Here is a 21,159-nt window from a genome sequence, read left to right as displayed (position 1 = left end):
GCCGCTAAGTCGTTGACGCGCAGCGTTTATCGCGCTGCGCGACCGTTCAGGGCCTGCGCAGATAACCGTCCCAATAGCAAGGATTTGAGTACAACTCTAAGTTGCTAGCTTAGTTTCACCAGCCCAATCGTTTTCTCAATCACCATCAAAATCAGCACCGCGAAGATAATAAAGATCACCGAAATAGCATTCACCGTGGGATCGAAAGTTTGATCGACATAGTTGAATACTCTGACCGGCACGGTGATAGTGTCAGGCGCGCTGAGAAACAGGCTCACTGAGACTTCACCAAACGAGGTAACCGCCGCAAATACCGCGCCCGCCAGAATACCGGGCTTAATCAGCGGCAGCGTGACGTGACGAAACGTATACCAGCGCCCTGCTCCCAGACTCATCGACACCGCTTCGAGCCGCTTATCCATTGACGCCAGACTGACGCTGACGGTGCGCACGACATAGGGCAGCGCCACCACCACATGGCCCAGCACCAGTCCGCTAATCATTCCGGCGATGCCTGCCGCCGTCAGCACATAGAGCAGCGCAATGCCCAGCACCACTTGCGGGATCATAAGCGGCGACAGAATAAAAGCCTGCAAGGCTTCACGATAGCGGAACTCCAGCCGCGCCAGCGACCAGGCGGCAAAAGTGCCAAGCACCACGGTGACCGGCGTCACGATCGCCAGCAGCAAAGCGCTGATCCACAGGGATGCAATCCAGCCCTCATCTTGCAGCAGCGCGCTAAACCAGCGCAGCGAAAACCCCTGCGGTGGAAACTGCGGATAAGGTTCCGGACTAAACGCCGACAGCACAATTACCAGCACCGGCAGCGCTAAAAAGGCATAAATCACCATGCCCGCCAGGGTCACGCCGAACTGCGTCAGGCGCTGCGACAGGCTTTGAGTCTTATCCATGATTTTTCTTCTCCCAGCGTTTTAAAAACGCTCCCGCAATCCCGGCGACAATCAAGGTCATCACCAGCAGCGTCAACGACAGCGCCGCTGCCAGCGGCAGGTTGGCGATCTGCATCGCCTGCTGATAAATAGCAATCGGCAATAGCGGCTGTAAGCGCCCGCCAATCAGCAATGGCGTGATGTAGCTGCCCGCCGCGAGAGAAAAGACAATGATGAAACCGGTGAGCATGCCAGGTAGCGTCAAAGGCAGCACCACGCGGCGGAAAGTCATCGCTGGCGTGGCGCCCAGGCTCATAGCCGCCAGCCGCAGCGAGGGCGCGATTTCGTTTAGCGAGGTAATCAGCGGCAGCACGGCAAACGGCAGCATCACCTGCACATAGGCGATGATCACCGCATTCATATTCCACAGCAGGCTGAGCGGTTGCGGGATCAGGCCTGTGAACAGCAGGAAGCCGTTGATCAAACCGTTCTGCGCCAGCAGCACAATCCACGCGAAAGTGCGGATCACCACGCTGGTGAGCAACGGAGAAATCAGGATGACATACAGCAGCGTGCGCCAGCCGCGCCGCTGCGTTGTGACCAGCAGCCACGCCGCAGGCCACGCCAGCAGCACGGTGATGGCGGCGGTCAGCAGCGACACCCATAGCGTGGTCCAGAGCGCGTGCAGATATTGCGGATCGGCAAACACCGTCACATATTGCGCCAGGCTATAACCCGGCAGCGAATTGAGCAGGCTATCAACGCTGGTCAGGCTTTGGTCAAACAGCAGCAGCAGTGGCACCAGCAAAAACAGCAGCAGAAACAGTAACGATGGCGTCAGGAGCAGCCAGGGAAACAGATTACGCGTGGCGATCTTCATCAGACGCTCTCCTGCGCAGGCAGCACGATGACATCCGCAGCTTGCCAGTGCAGATAGCAGCGATCGCCCGGCGCAGGCAATTGTGAAAAGTGCGCTTCCGCAGGCTGCACGCGGATCTCGCCGCCGCCCGGTAGCTGACAGACCAGACGCAAGGTCGCACCGGCAAAGCTCACTTCTTTCACGCTGGCGACGCTGCCGTTACTGGCAAATTGCTGCGGCTCAGTGGAGAACTGCACGCGCTCCGGACGAACAATCAGCAATGACGACGCCCCTGCCGGTTGCGCGGCACTGAGTTGCAGGGCTGCACCGGCAGCGACAAAGTGATCCCGCGCCTGATAACGCCCATTTTGCGCAGAAACATGGAACAGATTGGCCTGTCCGACAAACTCGGCGACAAAACGATTCGCCGGCTGGCGATAGAGCGCGGCTGGCGCGCCAGTCTGTTGCAGCTCGCCCTGCCCAAGAATGCCGATGCGATCCGACAGCGTAAGCGCCTCTTCCTGATCGTGCGTGACCAGCACCGTAGTGATGCCGACACGCTGCTGCAACGCGCGCAGTTCATCCTGCATCTCTTTGCGCAGACGCGCATCCAGGTTCGACAGCGGTTCATCCAGCAACAGCACCTGCGGTTCAATCGCCAGCGCGCGGGCAATCGCCACGCGCTGTTGCTGTCCGCCAGAAAGCTGATGCGGCATGCGCTGCGCCAGTCCCTCCAGTCGCACCTGCTTCAGCGCTTCAGTGACGCGGCGCTGCTGTTCATTGCGCGTCACTTTGCGCACCTTCAGCCCGAACGCGACGTTATCGGCCACGCTCAGATGGGGAAACAGCGCATAGTTCTGGAATACCATACCGATATGGCGCTGATAGGGCGGCAGCGCGGTGACATCCTTGCCACCTATCAACACGCGCCCCTTATTCGGCGACAAAAATCCGGCGATGATATTCAGTAGCGTAGTTTTGCCGCAGCCGCTCGGCCCGAGCAGGGAGAAAAACTCACCCTGCTCAATGGTAATGCTGACGTCATTCAGGGCGCGGTGGTTATCAAACTGCCGCGCTACGCCGTCAATGACGACTGAACTCATTTCGCGCCACCCAGCGCCTGGCTCCAGCGACGCGTCCAGTCCGCCAGCTGCGGCGTGGCGGTGCTGTAATCAATCCAGATCAGTTTGCTGTACGCCTCTTCGCCCACTTTCACCTGCTTTTTCAGGTTGTCGCTGTACTGCACATCCTTGTTGGTCATGCCATACAGGGATTTATCCGAGAAGGCTTTCTGCACCTCAGGCGCAGACATGGCGTTAACCACTTTATAGGCGTTGGCGAGGTTAGGCGCGCCTTTGGGGATCACCCAGTTCGCTGCGCCGACTACCGGACCATCGGACGGATAGACGAAATCGATTTTCATGCCCTGCTGCTTTAGCGCAAACACACGGCCATCCCAGTACGGCACCACCCATGCATCACCGCGCTCTAGCAGAGTTTGAATCGCGCCCGGGCTGTCCGGGAAAGCCACCGCGTTGCCGCGCAGCTCCGCAAGTTTAGTGAAGGCTTTATCGACTGCGGCAGGCTGATTGAGTTCGCCGCCTAACGCGTGCACCAGGCCCGCAAAGAACTGCAAACCGGCGGCGTAGGTCGGTGATGAAATCGCCACATGACCTTTGTATTCCGGGCTCCATAAGTCGAGCCAGCTTTTCGGCGGGGTTTTCACCAGATCGCTGCGATAAGCAAGCCCGAGCTGACCGAGGCTGAATGCGGCGGCGTAGGTTTGGTTGTTATAAACAAAGCGCGACTGCACGCTCTTATAGAGGTTGTTCAGGTTGGGAATATCTTTGGCATCCAGCGGCTGTAGCAAACCTGCCGCCTGCGCACGCTGTACGGTATCGGGCTGGAACACCACCACGTCATACGGCGAACGGCGACCTTTGGCGGCTCGCAGTTTGGCGAACCATTCGGCATCCGCGCCCGGCACCACGGTCAGCCTGAGGTGATTATCTTTGGCAAACTGCTCCAGACCTGACGCGCGGATATTTTTCTCCCAGTCACCGCCGTAAACCCCAACGATCACCGAATCAGTGGTTTCAGCCGCGCTCGCCGCACCGCTGATCGCTATGCCCACCAGCGCGGTGAGCAGGATTTTTTTGTTATTTAAAAGGCGCATGGCCATCTCCTGGTATTGATGTCATTGACGCTGAAAGTTCACTTTCCAGCGCGCGCAGCGCATCGGCAAAGGCCTGACGCGCAGTCGCAAAGGCTGGAGAGGATGAACGGGGAAAATCTGCCGGTAACTGCGATAGCGCGGCGGCAAACACCGCTGAGCGATGCCGCTGGCGTTCGGCCGGACTGAGTGGATAAAGCAGCTGACTGAGCCGCGTCAGCAGATCGCCATCGAACAGCGTCTGCCAGTTCTTGCGCGCTTCGCCGAATGAAGATGACGCCGCACGCGGCTGGCTGCGCAGGGCGGCGGTGGCCGCCGCATCGATGCCGCGATCGTTAAATACCACGCCATAGTGCTGCGCCGCATCGGCATGGCTCAGCAAATGGTTATCGACATCCTTCTGCACCGCCAGCGGATCGCGCTTGAAAGGATCGCCCCAACCGCCGCCGCCGGGCGTTTGCAGCAGCACTTCATCACCCGCGTTGACGCTCAGAAGATCGATTTTACCGAGCGGCTGTCCGCCAGAGAGATCAGGATTAAGCGTCAGCATGGTGGGCTGACCCGGCTGGCCGCCCTGCACGCCCCACGGCTGGAACAGCATGCGCTCCATGCCGCGCGCCAGCAGCGTGCTGTCATTCTGCTGGATGCGCACGCGAATCTGCTGGCCCATGCCGCCGCGCCACTCGCCAGCCCCGGCAGAACCAGGCCGCAGCGCGTACTGCCGGATTTCGATATGCGTTTCCGCCTCAACCATCTCCACTGGATTATTCGCCAGGTTTGAGATGCTGTTATCGCGCCCGTCGATGCCGTCGCGCCCCCGGCGCGCCCCGCCGCCGCCGACCATCGGTTCAATCACCTGCACATTTTGCTCGCGGCCATTGCGCGCCACTTCGGCAATCACCAGCGGAATGATGGTGCCGCCGCTGGCGGCGGGCATCACGTCAGGCAAAGGCTGACCCAGCAGGCCGTTCAGCAGATCGTTGACGCGCACCGCCGCCGCGTGGCGTACGCCAACTGCCGCAGGATAATGCGGATTAACCAGCGATCCGGCGGGTGCGAACAGGGTCACCGGCGCCAGTAAACCGGCATTCAGCGGTACGCTTTTATCCAGCGTGCACACCAGCGCCAGAATGCGCAGCGTTAACCACGCATGGGGATCGCCGTGGCTGGGAATGTTGATTGCCGCCGCCACCTGCGCATCGCTGCCGGTAAAATCGAGATGCACGCTGCCATCGTTAAACGTGGCGGTAATGGCGAGCCGCACCGGCAAGCCGCTGCCGGCGGCGTCATCCAGGTAATCTTCAAAATGGTAAACGCCGTCTGGAATGCGGCGCAGCACCTGACGCGCGCGTATTGCCGAGTAAGCCTGCAAATCCTGCTGCGCCTGCACCACGTTTGCTACGCCATGCTGCGCCACGATGCGATTCAGGCGGTCGCGGCCGGCATTGAGCGCGGCCAGCATCGCCTGAATATCACCGGCAATCGCATCCGGCGTGCGGCTGTTGGCGGTGAGAATATTCATCACATCGCGGTTAAGTTCGCCTGCGCGTACCAGCTTAACCGGCGGAATTTGCAGACCCTCCTGATAAATGTCGCTGTTTGTGGGAGAGATGCTGCTCGGTACGCGCCCGCCAACGTCGGAAGCGTGTAAAAAAGCCCAGCCCCACGCCACCAGCTCACCGTCGATAAACCACGGCGCCAGCACCTGCAAATCCGGCAGATGCGTTGCCAGCCCGCGCGAACGCCACGGATCGTTAGTCAGAATGATATCGCCGGGCGCGACCTCGCCGACCGCCTGAATTGCAGTTAGCGCGTTGAGTCCCACAAAACCTGAGACGCCAATGCCTTTCGGATAGGCAAAGAAGCGGCCCTGTAAATCGGCCACCGCGCAGCAAAAGTCGGCGGTTTCTTTGACGTACAGCGTGCGTCCGGTGCGTTGCAGGATGTGGCACATCTCTTCGCTAAGCGCGGTGAGTTTTTGATTGAGGATCTCAAGGGTGATGGCATCCAGTTTCATGATGCGTCTCCCGTTACGCGAGCGATTATCAGATTGCCGCTGTCATCGGTGCGCGCCGACCAGCCAGGCAAAATCAGGATGGTGGTATCGTCTTGTTCGATCACCGCCGGACCGACGATTTGGCTCTGCCTGCCGATGTTCTCACGCTGCCAGATGTGCGCATTTACCCAGCCTCCTCGCAGATAAAGCGGGCGCGTAAGCGGCGGCTGGATGTTTACATCTGGAGTAAAAGGCTTGTCTGTCGGACGCGGCAGCGCGGCATTCAGCGACAGGCGCAGCGTGGTGAGTTCAATGACCGCGTCAGGCGTGTTAAAGCCATAGCGCTGCTGATGCAGCTGCTGAAAATGCTCCAGCAACAGCTGATGCGTGATGGTTTCCGGGCTGCCAGGCGTGACGCTGAGTTCGTAAGCCTGTCCGGCATAGCGCATATCCGCTTCTACCCGATAGTAAACGCGCTCGCTGAGACGGCTGGCCTGTTGGGCAAACCACGTTTGTGCCAGCTGATGCAGCTCCGTAACGGTGGCAGCGATTTTGCCGTAGCTTTCCGGCGTGACGTTAATGCGCAGGCTGCGTACAAAATCGCGACGGATATCAGCGCTGATCGCGCCTTCGGCGCAGAAGGTGCCGGGACGCAGCGGCACGCGAATATGGTTGATGCCTGCCTCTTCGGCGAAGAAGTTGGCGTGCGTCGGACCCGCGCCGCCAAAGGGGATCAGCGTCAGGCCATCGGCGGTCAAACCGCGCTGCGCCAGCGCTTTGTTCAGTTCGGTTGCCATCTGCGTCGTTGCCACTGCGATAGCGCCGCTTGCCACCTGTTCGGCATTAAGTCCTGAGGTTTCGCCCAGTTTGCTCAGCGCTCGATGCGCGGCAGCATGATCCAGCGTAATGGTGCCCGCCAGCGCCGCGTTGGCGGATAATATGCCGCTCACCAGATAACAATCGGTAAGCGTGGGTTGCGTGCCGCCGCGCTGATAGGCAACCGGGCCCGGATCGGCGCCCGCGCTTTCGGGGCCTACTTTAAGAATACCGAAATCATCGACATGTACGATGGAGCCGCCGCCGGCACCAATCGCCGATACGCCCACCACCGGCAGAATCAGCGGCATACCGCCAATCTCGGTGCGGTTGACGCGTTCTATTTCACCCTGCTCCGACAGCGAGATATCGCTGCTGGTGCCGCCCATATCAAAGGAGACAAAGCCGGCACCCGACGCCAGATGCGCCGCAGCAATGACACCCGATGCCGGTCCGGAGAGCAATGTGTCTACCGGGCGCTGATGCGCAGCATCCAGCGGTAATACGCCGCCGTTAGAGGCGGTGATCAGTAAGGGAACGTTAATCGCCTGCTGCGCCAGTAATTCGTTCAGCCGGCTGAAGTAACGCTGCATCAGCGGCTGAATATAGGCATTTAGCCCGGCCACCAGCGTGCGTTCATATTCACGGATCTCCGGCCACAGCTGCGCCGAAGAGAGCACCGGCACATTGCCTGTCTTTGCGGCCAGCGCACTTGCCAGCTCTGCTTCACGCGAGGGACTGGCATAACCGTTAATGGTCACCAGCGCCACCGCGCTGACGTTGAGTTGCACAACCTCGGACGCTACCCTGGCCAGCTCAGCTTCGGTTGGCCACTGGGTCACTTCACCGGCAGGATTAAAACGCGCCGGGATCTCCAGCACGCGCTGACGCGGTAAAAAAGGCGGCTCGCGGTCGGCATGAAAATCGAAAGAGGAAGGCATACGCGCACGCCCGATCTCCAGCACATCGCGGAAACCGCTACTGATGACCAGCGCAATGTCCGCGCCGCGCCGCTGGATAATGGCGTTAAGGCCGAGCGTGGTTCCATGCAGCACCAGCGACAGTGCGCTGGCAGGCAAGCCGCTTTTTAGCAGCACGGCGCGCAGCCCGTCGCTGACAGCCAGAGCGGGATCGGCGGGCGTGCTGGGTTGTTTATGGAAGAAGCGTTGCTGGCGTTGCGGATCAAATAAAACGAAATCGGTAAAGGTTCCTCCGACATCCACGCCGACAGTCGCTCCGGCTGCGAGGCTGCTATCCACCTTAATTCTCCTGCATTACTCGTGACTTAGCGTCGTAAGGCGTTAATCTCCGTTGCTTTGTCATGCAATGCGAGCAACAAAAATAGCTAAGCTTTGCAGGAAAGCGCATGAGGCGGTGTTTAGCTGCGTGGCAGCAATGGTTCGCGCAAATGTGTCTAAGCCGACGCGGTGAAATGTTTTATGTTGTGCATAAATTGAAGGAGAAAATTTATGCCCGCGTCTTTATCACCCCAGGAGCGCGCGCTGTTGCCGCAGATTCAGCAATGGATCGCGCATCATCGTGCCGCATTAATTGATGATCTGGCCCAATGGATCGCCATTCCCAGCATCAGCCGCGCCGATCGCGCCGCGCCAGGCGCACCCTTTGGCCCCGAGTGCGCGCAGATTTTACAGCAGGTGTTAGATCATGCTGAGCAGGCTGGTTTTAAAACCGAGCAGCATCAGGGCTATGCGGGTTCGGTGATTTACGGCAGGCATGCGCGCGACATCGGGCTGATCAACCATCTGGATGTGGTGCCGGCGGGCGATAACTGGACTTTTCCGCCCTTCGCGCTGACGCAGCACGGCGATTTTGTCACTGGCCGCGGCGTCGCGGATAACAAAGGGCCAGGCGTGCTCAATCTCTATCTGTTAAGGCTGATCCGCGATCTGAATATTCCGCTGCATCACAATCTGCGCATTATTTATGGCCTGGCGGAAGAGACCACTATGGCCGATATGGCGTGGTTCGCAGAAAACGGTCCGGTGCCCGACTATTCGATTGTCACCGACGGCATGTTCCCGGTGAACCATGCGCAGAAAGGACAGCTCAGCTTTACGCTGAATGTGGCTGAAGCGGGCATACTGGCGGATATTGTTGCCGGATCGGCCAGCAACAGCGTGCCGGATTTCGCCAGCGTGCGGATTAAGCGGGCCGACTGGCATGATGTCAGTAAAAAGTTGACGCTGCTGCAGCGCGTTGCCTCAGGCACCTTGTCTGTCAAACCTGAAAAGGAGGGTGTTTTCACGCTGGAAGCGCGCGGCAATGGCGGTCATGCCGCCTTTCCCGAAGGCACGCTGAATGCCACGCAGATACTGCTCGCGGCGCTGATCGAGCTGGAATTAGTGACCGATCGCGAACGTCAGCTGGCGGAAACGCTGGTGCAGCTTTTTGCGTCACCCTATGGCAAGAGCGCCGGACTGGAGCTGGAAGATGCGGAATCCGGCAAACTGACGCTGAATGCCGGCGTGTGGTACAGCCAGCACGCCGGTACGCTGAGCATTGATTGCGATATTCGTTATCCGGTTTCGTGGCGCGGCGAGCAGATTGTCGAGATGCTGCTTCAGCTGTTAGCCGCCACCCCTGTTACTCTCGCTCCCGGCTGGCGCGATGTGGCACCGTTCTTTATGCCGGCATCGCATCCGGTGGTTTCTCTGCTCCAGCAAGTATGGAATGACACCACAGGCAATGACGATCGTCCTTATGCGATGGGTGGCGTAACCCATTCGAAGAGACTGCCGAACGCCATAACTTTTGGCCCCGGCTATCGGAAAACTGCGGCAAATACGCCCGATTTTTTACCTGAGGGCCACGGGTTGCCGCACGGTGCCGATGAGACAATTCATCTGCCATCGCTGCTGGACGCGTTACCAAAATATGTGATCGCGTTGATAAGGCTGGATAGTTATCTGATTGAACATGATTTTTATACCTGACCCATTTTCTGCCTGGCGATCGCGCGCGATAAAGCAGGTCTGGAGTGCCGCGGCGGATCGCTATGTGCGGCGTCTGGAGGCAGGCGCGCCGCTGCGTTCCTGACAGAGACGCAGCGGCGTAAAAGGCAGCCAGCCGGCTACCTGATGACGAACATACAAATGTCAGGTTTCATTTGCCGCCAGCAGCAGCGTCGCGAGCAGCACGTTGGCGCCTTCCTCAGCCCAGCGGGTAGAGATGCTCTCCTCTTCGTTATGGCTGATGCCTTTGACGCAGGGAATGAAAATCATCGCCGTGGGCGCGACGCGATTGATGTAACAGGCGTCATGACCGGCGCCTGACACCATTCTGCGCTGTGAATAGCCCAGGCTGCGCGCCGCTTTTTCTATACGCGCAATGCATCCCGGATCGAAATTCACCGGCGGGTAGTCGAAGATTTTCTCAACCGATGGCTCAAGGTTGCGCTGGCGAACGCTCTCCAGCGCCTGCATCAGCTGCGCTTCCATCTCGTCGAGCGCAGGCAGCGCAGGATGACGAAACTCCACGCTGCATAAAACCGCGCCCGGCACCACATTCCGCGATCCGGGCGTGATCTGCGCCATACCCACAGTCGCGCGCCCGTCATCGCCATACTGTTTACCGATCTTTTCTACCGCCAGCGCCAGTTCGGCAAAGCCGCACAGGGCGTCGCGTCGCAGATCCATCGGCGTGGTGCCGGCGTGGGCGGCAAAGCCCTGAAGAGTGACGTCGAACCAGCGTTGTCCCAGCGCCGCATGCACTACGCCAGCGGCGATGCCTTCCGCTTCCAGTATCGGTCCCTGCTCAATATGCAGTTCATAGCAGGCGTGCAGCGGCTGCGCGCAGGCCTGACGTTCGCCTGCGTAGCCGATGCGCGCCAGCGCTTCGCCCAGGCTGACGCCGTCACGATCCAGACGCCCCAGCGCATAGTCGCGTGAAAAAACGCCCGCCCAGACGCCGGACGCCAGCATCGCAGGCGCAAAGCGCGCGCCCTCTTCATTAGTCCAGTTCACCAGTAAAATATCGCGCTCGGTTTCGATATGCGCGTCATTGAGCGTGCGCAGCACTTCCAGGCCCGCCAGCACGCCATAAATGCCGTCATAGTTGCCACCCAGCGGCTGCGAGTCGGCATGCGAACCGATCAGCACCGCCGGCAACTCAGGGTGTCTGCCCGGACGGCGCATAAACATATTGCCCAGTTCATCCACCTCGCAGTCAAAACCGGCCTGTCGCGCCCATTCCCGCAGCGTGTCGCGCCCCTGCCTGTCCTCCTCGCTTAGCGCCAGACGCGTCACGCCACCGCCCGGCGTCGCGCCGAAGGTGGCAAAGGTTTGCAACGTTTGCCAGAGGCGAGCGCTATCGACCCGCACAGAGCTGGTCATGACTGATCCTCTTTCTTTACCTGATAGCGAAAATCGCAGCGCTTTGCGCCTGACATAATGGTGGTGGTGCGCGTCAGCTCGACATCCGGCGCATAGCCGACAATAAACTTGTCGTCGCGCGCGCAGGAGAGCAGATGCCCAATCTCACCCAGGCCCATCTGATGATACATCTCCGCATAACGGCAGCGCGTAACGTCATAGTCATAGCGCGTGCCGTCGTCCTCCAGCACCCGCACCTCTAGCGCATTGTCTTTTTCCCACAGATACTGCAGCGCGACAAAACTACGTAGATCTGGCTTTTGCGGCTCGCTGGCGGCAAAGGTTTTGCCTGCCTGAATCGCCGCCTGCTCAATGGCTTCGCCAATGATCGCCTGCGCCTTCGCTTTGCCTGTCTCGCGCACCAGCACGTCATAAATAGGCTTGATGATTTCAGCTTCGATTTTGCGGCGAGCCAGTATGCCCAGCTCCGGTTGTTGACCACAGCTCATCTATACCTCCCGTTATTTTGCCGAGCCGCCCAGAACCGTCTGCGGCTGCCACTGCCCCTTCACAACTTTATAAACGGTGAAAGAGGGATTTTTGAGATTGCCCTGCGCGTCAAAGGCGATGGCACCCGTGACGCCGGAATAGTTGATGGCGCGCAGCGCGGGCAGGTAACGCTCTGGCTCGGCGGAGTCGGCTTTTTGCATCGCGGCGATCAACACGCGGGTGGCGTCATAGGCGAAAGGCGCGTGCAGTTCAATATGGGTGTGGTAGTGTGACTGATAAGCCTGCTCAAAGGCTTTGCCGCCCTGCATCTGGTCAATCGGCAGGCCCGGCTCCAGCGCCACCACCCCTTCGCCCTCTTTCTGCGCCAGCGACAGGAAGGTCTGGCTGACAAAGCCGCCTGCGCCCATCAGCGTCGCATTCATGCCCAGCTGTTTGATGCGGCGCGCCAGCGGCGCCGCCTGGCTGTCGACACCGCCGAAGAAGATCAGATCGGCGTTTTTGCTGCGTATGGCGGTCAGCACGGCGCTAAAATCAACCGTTTTATCGTCGACATACTGGCGATCGACAATTTTGACGCCCTGCGCGTTGAGCGACCTGATAAATTCGTCCGCCAGCCCCTGTCCAAACGCGGTGCGATCGTCGATGACGGCAATGCGGCTCGCCTTGAGAGTTTTGACGGCATACTCCCCTGCATAGTTACCGCCGTCATCGTCATGCCCCATCACGCGAAAGCTGGTGTCAAACCCCTGCTGGGTATAGCCATGTCCGGTCGCAACCGGCGCAACCTGAGCGATACCGGCATCGTGATAGATACGCGCGGCCGGTATGCTGGTGCCGGTGTTCCAGTGGCCGACCACGCCTGCCACGCCGCTGTCCACCAGCCGCTGTGCCACGGCGACCGCGACGCGCGGATCGGACTGGTCATCCTCTGACTGCAACTTAAAGGTGACCGCTTTGCCGCCTAGCGTTGGATGCGTTTTGTTGACGTCATCAATCGCCAGCTGCGCGCCGTTCTCCAGGTCTTTGCCGATACGCGCGGACGGGCCTGTCAGCGGCCCCGCCAGGCCAATCAGCACGGTGTCGTCAGCCTGTGCGCCGCCGGTGAAGTTTATGAGCAGCATAGCCGCGCTCAACGCGCTGAGCGTGATCTTTTTCATTAAGGTTTCCCTGTGTTGGTGTGTGAATCAAACGGGCATCTCGCCCAGATAAATTTGTTGTATGCGATCGTCGGTCAGCAGATCGGCCGAGCGTCCCTGGCAGGAGAGCGTGCCGCTCTCCATCACCCAGGCGCGATCGGTTACCTCAAGCGCCAGGCGGGCGTTTTGTTCAATCAGCAATGTGGTGATGCCGGTGTCGCGCAGCGAACCGATGACCTCAAAGATTTTTTCCACCATGATCGGCGCGAGGCCCATGGATGGCTCATCAAGGATCAGCAGCTGCGGCTGGCTGAGCATGGCGCGCGCCAGCGCCAGCAGCTGCTGCTCTCCGCCGGACAGCAGGCCGGCCAGCTGATGCTGACGCTCCCCCAGCCGCGGGAAACGCGCGCACAACGCGGCGATCTCCTGTTTGACGCGTTTGCCGTCGCGGCGCAGCCAGGCGCCCATTTGCAGGTTCTCCAGCACCGTCATGCGGCCAAAAATACCGCGCCCTTCCGGCACCAGCACGATGCCGCGCTGCAACAGCGCGTCGGGCCGGAGTCCGTTGATTGACCTGCCGCGCCACAGAATCTCCCCACTGTAGGGCTGTAGCCCGGCGATCGCGCGCACGGTGGAGCTTTTACCGGCGCCGTTGGCGCCGATCAGCGTGCCGTGCTCGCCTTCGCCGAGCGACAGGCTAATGCTGCGTACGGCCTGTATGCCGCCGTAATGAACGCTGAGTTGGTTCAGTTGCAGTAAGGCGTCACGCATGAGCTTCTCCTCCCAGCCAGGCGCGAATAACCTCAGGATGACGGCGAACCGCCTGCGGCGTTCCTTCGGCAATCACCCGCCCGTAGTCCAGCACCGACAGACGGTCACAGAGCGTCATAATCAGCCTGACATCGTGCTCAATGATCAGCAGGGTCTTGCCGTCGTCGCGTATGCGCCGCAGCAGTGCGGCCAGCGCCACTTTTTCCGCCGCGTTCATGCCGGCTGCCGGCTCATCGAGCGCCAGCAGCCGAGGTTCCGTCGCCAGCGCACGGGCGATTTCCAGACGCCGCTGGTGGCCATAGGCCAGATCGCTGGCGCGATAGTGGGCAAACTGCGCAATGCCGGTGTACTCCAGCCAGTGCCAGGCGAGGCGTTCTGTCTCTGCCTCCTCTGCGCGAGCGCGGCGGTGGCGGCTGAGCGCGGCCCACAGGCCGTTACGCGTGCGCACATGACGTCCGGTCATCACGTTCTCCAGCACGCTCATCTCGTTAAATAACCGTAGATTCTGAAAGGTGCGCGCAATGCCCGCCTCGGCGACCTTTTCGATTTTATGCGGGGCGTAAGCGCTGCCGCCCAACGTGAACTGGCCGCTGTCGGCGCGATAGAGGCCAGTAATCAGGTTGAAGCAGGTGGTTTTGCCTGCGCCGTTCGGTCCGATTAGGCCGTAGATCTCCCCCTCGTTGATGGCCAGGCTGACATCATTTACGGCAACCACGCCGCCGAAGCGTTTTTTGAGATGGCTTACCTGCAGCAGACTCATGCTTTGCCCTCCAGCTGACGCGCGGGCCACAGGCCATGCGGCCGGAACAGCATGACCAGCACCAGCGCCAGCCCGTAAAACAGCTGGCGTAAAATTTCAGGATCGATAATCACCGAGCCGAACAGCGCCTGCTGCAGCGGAACCGCCTGGCTGCGCAGCACCTCCGGCAGCGCCGAGAGCAGCACCGCGCCCAGAATGACGCCCGGCACATGGCCGATGCCGCCCAGTACCACCATTGCCAGCACCACGATCGATTCGTTGAGGGTGAAGGATTCAGGCGAGACAAATCCCTGGAACGACGCGAACATCACGCCCGCGATACCGCCAAAAGAGGCGCCCAGCGCAAACGCGAGCAGCTTATAGTTGCGTACGTTAATGCCCATGACGCGCGCGACCTCTTCGTCTTCCCGAATGGCATGCCAGGCGCGACCAATACGCGAGCGCTGAAGCCGAACGCAGGCCAGCACAATAGCGATAATGAGCAGGGCAAAAAGGTAGTACCAGAGGTACAGCGCCGGGATCCTGACGCCAAAGAGAGAGAGCATGCCCTTAAACGGCAGGCCGAACAGGCTCAGCGTATCCACGCCTGAAATGCCTTTTGCGCCATTGGTGATATTGATCGGGCGGTCGAGATTGCGCATCAGAATGCGGATGATCTCGCCAAAGCCGAGCGTGACGATGGCCAGATAGTCGCCGCGCAGGCCAAGCGTGGGCGCGCCGAGCAGAATGCCGCATGCGCCAGCAATCAGCGCCGCCAGCGGCACCAGCAATAAATAAGAGGTATGGATGCCGTGAGGGAACAGCGTCTGTAAAGCCGGAAATGTCTCCAGCAGATGAGGCGATGCCAGCAGCGCGGCCAGATAGGCGCCGACGGCATAGAAAGCGATAAACCCCATATCCAGCAGGCCAGTAAAACCCACCACGATATTCAGACCCAGCGCCAGCATGATATAGAGCAGCGTAAAATCGATCACCCGCACCCAGTAATTTCCGCCCGCCGCTGAGGCGATCCAGGGAGCCAGAATTATCGCTGCCGCCAGCAGTAGCACACCGCTGTTTAGTTGTTTTTTAATCGGTTTGTCCGACAGGATTGCGCTCATTTCCCTCTCCTCAGGCACGCTGTGCCACACGTTCGCCCAGCAAGCCAGCAGGACGGAATACCAGTACCAGAATCAGCACGATAAAGGCGAAAATATCCTGATAGTTGCTGCCAAAGACGCCGCCGGTCAGTTCGCCAAGATACCCCGCGCCCAGCGACTCAATTAACCCAAGCAGTAGTCCACCCAGCATCGCGCCGCGCAGATTGCCGATGCCGCCCAGCACGGCGGCGGTGAAGGCTTTGATGCCCGGCAAAAAGCCCATGGAAAAACTGGCGCTGCCGTAATTGCTCGCCATCATGACGCCGGCCAGCGCCGCAAACAGCCCCCCGATAGCAAAGGTCAGCGTAATAATGCGGTTGGGATTGATGCCCATCAGACTGGCAACGCGTGGATTTTCCGCCACGGCACGCATGCCGCGGCCCAGGCGAGTAAATTCAACCAGCAGCCACAGACCGCCCATCGCCAGCAGCGCCAGCGTCAGAGTAACGAGGCCGGTAATGGTAATAATGGCGGGAGGATGCGCCGCGCTGCCATGCGTGACCGCGATGGGATCCATTGGCAGCACCTGCGGGAACATCAGCGGATTGCGGCTCCAGATCACCATCGCCAGGGTCTGTAACAGCACGGATAATCCGATGCCGCTGATAAGCGGGGCCAGCCGAGGTGCGTTGCGCAGACGGCGATAGGCGAAGCGTTCGATGCCCATCGCCAGGATAGCGCAGACCGCCATCGCCAGCAGCGTGGCCAGCAGTAGCGCCGCCAGAGGCGTCATGGAAGGGAAGAAACGGGTCAGCGCCTGCATCCCTGACAGCGAGGTCAGAGCGCCGATCATCAGCACATCCCCGTGTGCGAAGTTAATAATGCGCAGAATGCCGTACACCATGGTGTAGCCGAGCGCGATAAGGCCATAGATGCTGCCCAGCATCAGGCCGTTAATCAGTTGTTGAATCAGTGTATCCACAAGAGTTTTCCGGTTTCAGGCGTTGCGCGCCTACCATCCGGTAAATGAGCTTTGTTGTGAAATACAGAGTTAATCTTACTTATGGAGAAATGAGATTTATTTAATCAATTGATTTTAATTATATTTATGCAACATGAATTTCGCTGATTTTTAAATAAAACCCTCTCATATGAAAAAAACAGAACAGTTTCTCGTCGAGACTTCTTTACAGGAGAGTCACTCACTGCTGGATCCGCCGCTGCGCGCCGTGCGGGTCTTCGAGGCGATCGCGCGTCTGGGCAGCCTGAGCGAGGCCGCCGCTGAACTGATGATTTCGCCGTCTGCCGTCAGCCACCAGCTTAAGCTGCTGGAGGCCTTCCTTCAGCAGCGTCTGACGCATCGTCAGGGGCGCAGGCTGATACTCAGTAATGCGGGACGCGAATATTACCGCTCTATTCGCTCCGCCTTTACCGTCATACGCCAGGCGACGGGTCATCTGCGCGATCAGGAACGCTCCCGGCAAGTGACGATCAGTCTGATCCCGCTGTTTGGCATGAGCTGGTTTATTCCGCGCCTGTCGCGCTTTATCCACACGCACTCGGATATCGAAATCAATGTGGTCTATGCCAACCATCGAAACTACCTGAGCGACGCTTCCGATCTGTCGATTCGCTTCGGCAGCGGACAGTGGACCGGGTATCGCGCCGAGAAACTGATTTCAGGAAAAATGGTTCCGGTGGCCAGCAGAGAGTTTATCCGGCTGCGCGGTTATATCGACTCTCCCGCGCTTTTAGCGCAAACCAACCTGGTGCATGACGAAGAGCGCGTCTCATGGCAGCAGTGGTTTGCCAGCCATAACATCAGGCAGTTTCGCCGCGATGGTCCCTTGTTTGAAGATGGATTGCTGACGCTGGCGGCGGTGCGCGCCGGGCTGGGGTGCGGCTTGATGCGCGAGCCGATGATTGCCTCGTGGCTCGCTTCCGGGGAGCTGGTGAAATTGTTCGATCAGCCGGTGGACGACGGGCGGGATTATTACCTCTGCGTCAGGCAGGATACCGAGCTGAGTCCAGAGGCGTTGCTCTTGAAAAGATGGCTAGCGGATGAAGCGGAGCGCGCGTAAACAGCCTTCGCGCTGGCGCAAAAAATTGCGCCAGAAACTCTGTTTGCCAGCATGCCTGCTATGTATGAAACGGGGCCTCTGTCAGGCTCTCATCGGCTCAGTTATCTCAATATTTTCATCCGCCCCACTTACCGCCGACAGCAGCCGCCGGGTACAGGCGTGCTGCGGGTGACGCCATACCTCGCCCGCTTCGCCCGTCTCGACAATCCTGCCCTGGTTCATCACCATAATGCGGTCAGACATGTAGCGCACCACGGCCAGATTGTGAGAGATAAACAGGTAACTCAGCCCCATCTCCCGCTTCATCTCCAGCAGCAAATTGAGGATTTGCGCCTGTATCGAGACATCCAGCGCGGATACCGCTTCATCGCATATCACCAGACGCGGCTTCACGATTAACGCGCGCGCGATGCCGATACGCTGGCGCTGGCCACCTGAAAATTCATGGGCATATCGATGTAGCGACTGACGCGGCAAGCCGACTCTGTCCAGCATGATATGAATCTGCCGCAAACGGTCCGGCGCAGGCGCTGAATTATGCAGCCGCAGCACCGAATCGAGAATAGTGAAAATCGTCTGGCGTGGATTGAGCGAAGCGTAGGGATCCTGAAAAATCATCTGTACGCTTTTACGCAAGTTCTTCAGCGCGGACTCCGGCTGCTGAGTAATACTGACGCCATCCAGCACTATTTCTCCGCGATCGGGACGCAGCAGGCGCAGTATCGTGCGCGACAGCGTTGATTTGCCGCAGCCGGATTCGCCCACCAGGCCCAGCGTCTCGCCGGCATAGATATCAAAACCAACGTTTCGCAGCGCGGGCTGCCGCGTGCGACCCTGAAGGTAGCTGACCTCCAGCGCATTGACCGACAGCAGCGGCGTATCAGCCTGCCTGTTGCGCAGTGGCGGAAACGGCAGCATTGCAGGACGATGAAGGCGAAAGTCTCCAGCCTCTTCGTGGCGGATTTCTGTTAACAGTTGCTGGCGGTAATGTAAATCGCCCTCGTCCAGCCATGCCGCTGCCATTAGCCCGCGTGTATAGTTGTGACGAGGCTGGCGGAAGAGCTGTGCCGTTGCCGCTTGTTCCACAATCGCGCCGTTATGCATAACGGCTACCTTGTCCGCCCACTGAGAGACCAACCCGAGATCGTGAGTAATCATCAGCACGCCGACCGAAAGCTCTTTGCGCAGCCGATCCAGCAGCTTCATGATGCTGGCCTGTACCGTGACGTCTAATGCCGTTGTCGGCTCGTCGGCAATCAACAGTCTGGGTTCACAGGCCAGCGCCATCGCTATCATCACGCGCTGGCGCTGGCCGCCCGACAGCTGATGTGGAAAATCATCCACGCGCCGGGCTGGCTCCGGGATATTGACCAGTGCCAGTAGTTCGATCGCCCGCGTGCGCGCCTGTTTGCGGGTTAAATGCTGATGTACCCGCAGAGTTTCCGCTATCTGAGCGCCTACGCTATAGACAGGGTTGAGTGAAGTCATTGGCTCCTGAAAAATCATGGAGAGGCTATTGCCGCGCAGCTGTCGCAATGCCGTTGCCGGCAGCGTAAGCAAATCCTGTCCACTGAACTGCACGCTGCCACTGGCCTTTGCCTGGGGCGGCAATAAGCCCATCATCGCCAGCGCTGTGGCAGATTTGCCGCTGCCTGACTCACCCACCAGCGCGATCATCTCGCCCTTTTCCAGCGTAAAACTCACCCCTTTGACTGCGGCATGCTGGCCAAAATGTACCTGAAGGTTTTCAACAGAAAGAAGCGGCTGCATTATTGCTCCCTCAGTCTTGGATTCAGGGCATCGTTCAGCGCATCGCCCAGCAGGTTGAGGCCCAGCAGCGTAATAACCAGCGCCAGTCCCGGTTCGGCGGTTAGATACCAGTCGGTACGCAGCATCTCGCGGCCGCTGCCGATCAGAAAGCCCCAGCTCACAACGTTGGGATCGCCTAATCCCAGGAAAGAGAGCGCGGCTTCCATCAGGATGGCCGATGCCACCATCACTGAAGAGGTCACGAGAATGGCTGGCAGTGCGTTAGGCAGCATTTCCCGCACCATAATATGCCAGTCTGAAAATCCCTGGCAGCGCGCCGCCAGCACAAAGTCAGACTCGCGCAGGCTGCGAAACTCAGCCCGCACCAGACGCGCAATAGTCGGCCAGGTGGTAACGCCAATACTGAGCGTGATTAACTCTGCTGATGGCGTCGAAATGGCAAGAATGATAATCACCAGTAAAAACGCAGGCATGGTCTGAAACAGCGTGGTGATGCGCATCAGAAGATTGTCCGTCACGCCGCCAAAATAGCCGCTCAGGCCGCCGATCAGCATACCTGCGATCAGGCCTGTCAGCGTAGCGCCGACGCCAGTCAGCAGTGAAACGCGCGCGCCATGAAAAATCGCTGCCGTCAGATCCCGGCCCATCGCATCGGTCCCCAGTGGCCAGGCGCGATCGGCGCCGGGCGGCAGCAAAGGCGACGCCACCATATCCAGCGGATCGCCCGGATAGAGCCAGGGCGCCGTTAAAGCCATTACCACCACCAGCAACAGGATAATCAGGCCGGTCACACCTGCCGGATTGCGTAGCAGCTGGCGCAGGGCGCGATAAGAGACAAACGGCAGAGTAACAGGCGTCGGTAAGGTCGACATTTAGCGCCTCGCAATACGGGGATCAAGCCCGGCGTGGATCACATCCACAAGAAAGTTGGCGATCAACACCATCAGAGATGAAAAAAACAGGATGCCCAGCAGAATATTGACGTCCCGCGCCATTACCGCGTCCAGCGCCAGTCGGCCAAGACCCGGCCAGGCGAAAACGGTTTCCACGACGGCAGCGCCGCTTAACAGCGTGGCGATATGCATGCCGCTGACGGTTACCAGCGGGATCAGCGCACAGCGGAGTACATGCACCAGCGTCACGCGCAGCGGCGACAGCCCTTTCGCCACGGCGGTGCGCACAAAGTCCTGATGGGCGATCTCAAGCATCGCCGCCCGCGTCAGTCGCGCATAAATGGCCAGGAAAAAGCTTGCCAGAGCAAAAACCGGCAACAGCGCGTGAGCGATAAGATCGCGAAAAAAGGCCCAGCCCTGCAAATCGGCGCCAATCGTCATATTGCCGCCGCTGGGCAGCCAACCCAGATGTACAGAAAACAGCACCAGCAGCATTGAGCCGATCCAGAAGCCGGGCAGTGAATAAAGCAGCAGGCTGACGAGCGAAAGCAGGCGGTCAGGCCAGCGTCCGACAAATAACGCCATAATGACGCCGAACAGCACGCCCATTATTAAGGCCACGCACTGGGCGGCGATCATTAACAGCAGCGTCGCCGGAAGCCGGGATAATATCAGCGTGGTAACAGGGGTATTAAAACGCAGCGAATAGCCCAGGTTGCCCTGAACAAGCTGGCCGCTCCAGTTGAGAAACTGCTGCCATGCGGGGAGATTAAGGCCATACTGCTCGCGCATCAGCGCCATGCTGGCGGCACTGGCGCCTCCTGACTCCCCAGCCAGCACGTCTACCGCGTCGCCGGGAATCGCTTTCAGGATAAGAAACATTATCGCTAAAATACCGATAAACGTTGGCACGACCTGAAGCGCCGTTCTGATAATCACTGCAATCAGCCAGTGGCTTCTCTGCTGCATAGCCAGCGTCCTTCCCTCATCCTCTTCTGGAAAAGGCGAAACTAACAGGCGCGCTTTTTTAATCTTAATAATATTTCCGGCAATCTTTTACCGCTGCGGAGATATTCAGACGTACAGACTACTTA

Annotated in this window: 18 protein-coding genes; 2 read left to right on the top strand and 16 right to left on the bottom strand. The window is 59.3% G+C overall.

Features of this window, described 5'->3' with window-relative positions:
• Positions 1-104: 104 nt before the first annotated feature.
• From BBB56_RS21915 to BBB56_RS21890, 6 genes are read right to left on the bottom strand one after another with little or no spacing between them, the layout of a single operon-like run.
• Entirely contained in the window at positions 105-911 is an 807-nt protein-coding gene (locus BBB56_RS21915) for an ABC transporter permease (RefSeq protein ID WP_123803036.1), read from the bottom strand.
• Positions 904-1,770: an ABC transporter permease gene (locus BBB56_RS21910; RefSeq protein WP_123803035.1), complete on the bottom strand. Its 867-nt coding sequence runs from the start codon at positions 1,768-1,770 to the stop codon at positions 904-906. The genes BBB56_RS21915 and BBB56_RS21910 overlap by 8 nt, the downstream gene beginning before the upstream one ends.
• Entirely contained in the window at positions 1,770-2,852 is a 1,083-nt protein-coding gene (locus tag BBB56_RS21905) for an ABC transporter ATP-binding protein (protein WP_123803034.1), read from the bottom strand. Before BBB56_RS21905 ends, BBB56_RS21910 begins: the two co-directional genes overlap by 1 nt.
• Entirely contained in the window at positions 2,849-3,925 is a 1,077-nt protein-coding gene (locus BBB56_RS21900; RefSeq protein ID WP_123803033.1) for an ABC transporter substrate-binding protein, read from the bottom strand. Before BBB56_RS21900 ends, BBB56_RS21905 begins: the two co-directional genes overlap by 4 nt.
• Positions 3,909-5,939, bottom strand: coding sequence for a hydantoinase B/oxoprolinase family protein (locus tag BBB56_RS21895; RefSeq protein ID WP_123803032.1), 2,031 nt, complete (start codon positions 5,937-5,939; stop codon positions 3,909-3,911). The genes BBB56_RS21900 and BBB56_RS21895 overlap by 17 nt, the downstream gene beginning before the upstream one ends.
• The gene (locus BBB56_RS21890) at positions 5,936-7,993 is read right to left on the bottom strand and encodes a hydantoinase/oxoprolinase family protein (RefSeq protein ID WP_123803031.1); all 2,058 of its coding nucleotides are present in this window, start codon (positions 7,991-7,993) and stop codon (positions 5,936-5,938) included. The genes BBB56_RS21895 and BBB56_RS21890 overlap by 4 nt, the downstream gene beginning before the upstream one ends.
• 210 nt (positions 7,994-8,203) lie before the next feature.
• On the opposite strand from BBB56_RS21890, the gene BBB56_RS21885 reads away from it, so the two are divergent.
• Complete coding sequence (locus BBB56_RS21885; RefSeq protein WP_123803030.1) at positions 8,204-9,688, top strand: Sapep family Mn(2+)-dependent dipeptidase; 1,485 nt, start codon at positions 8,204-8,206, stop codon at positions 9,686-9,688.
• 162 nt (positions 9,689-9,850) lie between these two features.
• Here BBB56_RS21885 and BBB56_RS21880 read toward each other — a convergent pair whose 3' ends face one another.
• The 7 genes from BBB56_RS21880 to BBB56_RS21850 are packed head-to-tail and all read right to left on the bottom strand — an operon-like array spanning position 9,851 to position 16,303.
• On the bottom strand, positions 9,851-11,086 hold the full coding sequence (locus BBB56_RS21880; protein ID WP_123803029.1) for a Zn-dependent hydrolase: 1,236 nt from the start codon (positions 11,084-11,086) through the stop codon (positions 9,851-9,853).
• Complete coding sequence (locus BBB56_RS21875; RefSeq protein WP_123803028.1) at positions 11,083-11,574, bottom strand: L-2-amino-thiazoline-4-carboxylic acid hydrolase; 492 nt, start codon at positions 11,572-11,574, stop codon at positions 11,083-11,085. The genes BBB56_RS21880 and BBB56_RS21875 overlap by 4 nt, the downstream gene beginning before the upstream one ends.
• A gap of 12 nt (positions 11,575-11,586) precedes the next feature.
• On the bottom strand, positions 11,587-12,732 hold the full coding sequence (locus BBB56_RS21870) for a branched-chain amino acid ABC transporter substrate-binding protein (protein WP_123803027.1): 1,146 nt from the start codon (positions 12,730-12,732) through the stop codon (positions 11,587-11,589).
• Positions 12,733-12,759: 27 nt separating this feature from the next.
• Entirely contained in the window at positions 12,760-13,482 is a 723-nt protein-coding gene (locus BBB56_RS21865; RefSeq protein WP_123803026.1) for an ABC transporter ATP-binding protein, read from the bottom strand.
• The gene (locus tag BBB56_RS21860) at positions 13,475-14,242 is read right to left on the bottom strand and encodes an ABC transporter ATP-binding protein (RefSeq protein WP_123803025.1); all 768 of its coding nucleotides are present in this window, start codon (positions 14,240-14,242) and stop codon (positions 13,475-13,477) included. The genes BBB56_RS21865 and BBB56_RS21860 overlap by 8 nt, the downstream gene beginning before the upstream one ends.
• A complete protein-coding gene (locus BBB56_RS21855) occupies positions 14,239-15,342 on the bottom strand; it encodes a branched-chain amino acid ABC transporter permease (RefSeq protein WP_123803024.1) in 1,104 nt (367 codons plus the stop codon). The genes BBB56_RS21860 and BBB56_RS21855 overlap by 4 nt, the downstream gene beginning before the upstream one ends.
• A 10-nt stretch (positions 15,343-15,352) precedes the next feature.
• Positions 15,353-16,303: a branched-chain amino acid ABC transporter permease gene (locus tag BBB56_RS21850; RefSeq protein ID WP_123803023.1), complete on the bottom strand. Its 951-nt coding sequence runs from the start codon at positions 16,301-16,303 to the stop codon at positions 15,353-15,355.
• Between the two features lie 169 nt (positions 16,304-16,472).
• Between BBB56_RS21850 and BBB56_RS21845 the strand changes: the two genes are divergently transcribed.
• Entirely contained in the window at positions 16,473-17,402 is a 930-nt protein-coding gene (locus BBB56_RS21845; RefSeq protein WP_123803022.1) for a LysR substrate-binding domain-containing protein, read from the top strand.
• 81 nt (positions 17,403-17,483) lie between these two features.
• Here the strand turns inward: BBB56_RS21845 and BBB56_RS21840 are convergent, their stop codons facing one another.
• Genes BBB56_RS21840 through BBB56_RS21830 form a run of 3 tightly spaced genes read right to left on the bottom strand, consistent with a single transcriptional unit; the run spans position 17,484 to position 21,034 of the window.
• Positions 17,484-19,172 carry an ABC transporter ATP-binding protein gene (locus BBB56_RS21840; protein ID WP_123803021.1) on the bottom strand — a complete coding sequence of 563 codons (1,689 nt, stop codon included), beginning with the start codon at positions 19,170-19,172 and terminating at the stop codon, positions 17,484-17,486.
• Positions 19,172-20,044 carry an ABC transporter permease gene (locus BBB56_RS21835; protein ID WP_123803020.1) on the bottom strand — a complete coding sequence of 291 codons (873 nt, stop codon included), beginning with the start codon at positions 20,042-20,044 and terminating at the stop codon, positions 19,172-19,174. Before BBB56_RS21835 ends, BBB56_RS21840 begins: the two co-directional genes overlap by 1 nt.
• Complete coding sequence (locus BBB56_RS21830) at positions 20,045-21,034, bottom strand: ABC transporter permease (RefSeq protein ID WP_123803019.1); 990 nt, start codon at positions 21,032-21,034, stop codon at positions 20,045-20,047.
• Between the last annotated feature and the right edge of the window lie 125 nt (positions 21,035-21,159).

This window comes from Candidatus Pantoea deserta (assembly GCF_003813865.1).
GTDB lineage: Bacteria > Pseudomonadota > Gammaproteobacteria > Enterobacterales > Enterobacteriaceae > Pantoea > Pantoea deserta.
Note: the sequence above shows the minus strand (reverse complement) of the source record. Positions and strands in the feature narration are given on the sequence as shown.

Excerpts from the sequence above, each read along its gene's own strand:
- BBB56_RS21885 (WP_123803030.1), top strand. The coding sequence starts at position 8,204 with ATGCCCGCGTCTTTATCACCCCAGGAGCGCGCGCTGTTGCCGCAGATT.
- BBB56_RS21915 (WP_123803036.1), bottom strand. The coding sequence starts at position 911 with ATGGATAAGACTCAAAGCCTGTCGCAGCGCCTGACGCAGTTCGGCGTG.
- BBB56_RS21905 (WP_123803034.1), bottom strand. The coding sequence starts at position 2,852 with ATGAGTTCAGTCGTCATTGACGGCGTAGCGCGGCAGTTTGATAACCAC.
- BBB56_RS21900 (WP_123803033.1), bottom strand. The coding sequence starts at position 3,925 with ATGCGCCTTTTAAATAACAAAAAAATCCTGCTCACCGCGCTGGTGGGC.
- BBB56_RS21895 (WP_123803032.1), bottom strand. The coding sequence starts at position 5,939 with ATGAAACTGGATGCCATCACCCTTGAGATCCTCAATCAAAAACTCACC.
- BBB56_RS21845 (WP_123803022.1), top strand. The coding sequence starts at position 16,473 with ATGAAAAAAACAGAACAGTTTCTCGTCGAGACTTCTTTACAGGAGAGT.
- BBB56_RS21830 (WP_123803019.1), bottom strand. The coding sequence starts at position 21,034 with ATGCAGCAGAGAAGCCACTGGCTGATTGCAGTGATTATCAGAACGGCG.
- BBB56_RS21855 (WP_123803024.1), bottom strand. The coding sequence starts at position 15,342 with ATGAGCGCAATCCTGTCGGACAAACCGATTAAAAAACAACTAAACAGC.
- BBB56_RS21875 (WP_123803028.1), bottom strand. The coding sequence starts at position 11,574 with ATGAGCTGTGGTCAACAACCGGAGCTGGGCATACTGGCTCGCCGCAAA.
- BBB56_RS21910 (WP_123803035.1), bottom strand. The coding sequence starts at position 1,770 with ATGAAGATCGCCACGCGTAATCTGTTTCCCTGGCTGCTCCTGACGCCA.
- BBB56_RS21860 (WP_123803025.1), bottom strand. The coding sequence starts at position 14,242 with ATGAGTCTGCTGCAGGTAAGCCATCTCAAAAAACGCTTCGGCGGCGTG.
- BBB56_RS21870 (WP_123803027.1), bottom strand. The coding sequence starts at position 12,732 with ATGAAAAAGATCACGCTCAGCGCGTTGAGCGCGGCTATGCTGCTCATA.
- BBB56_RS21835 (WP_123803020.1), bottom strand. The coding sequence starts at position 20,044 with ATGTCGACCTTACCGACGCCTGTTACTCTGCCGTTTGTCTCTTATCGC.
- BBB56_RS21865 (WP_123803026.1), bottom strand. The coding sequence starts at position 13,482 with ATGCGTGACGCCTTACTGCAACTGAACCAACTCAGCGTTCATTACGGC.
- BBB56_RS21840 (WP_123803021.1), bottom strand. The coding sequence starts at position 19,172 with ATGCAGCCGCTTCTTTCTGTTGAAAACCTTCAGGTACATTTTGGCCAG.
- BBB56_RS21880 (WP_123803029.1), bottom strand. The coding sequence starts at position 11,086 with ATGACCAGCTCTGTGCGGGTCGATAGCGCTCGCCTCTGGCAAACGTTG.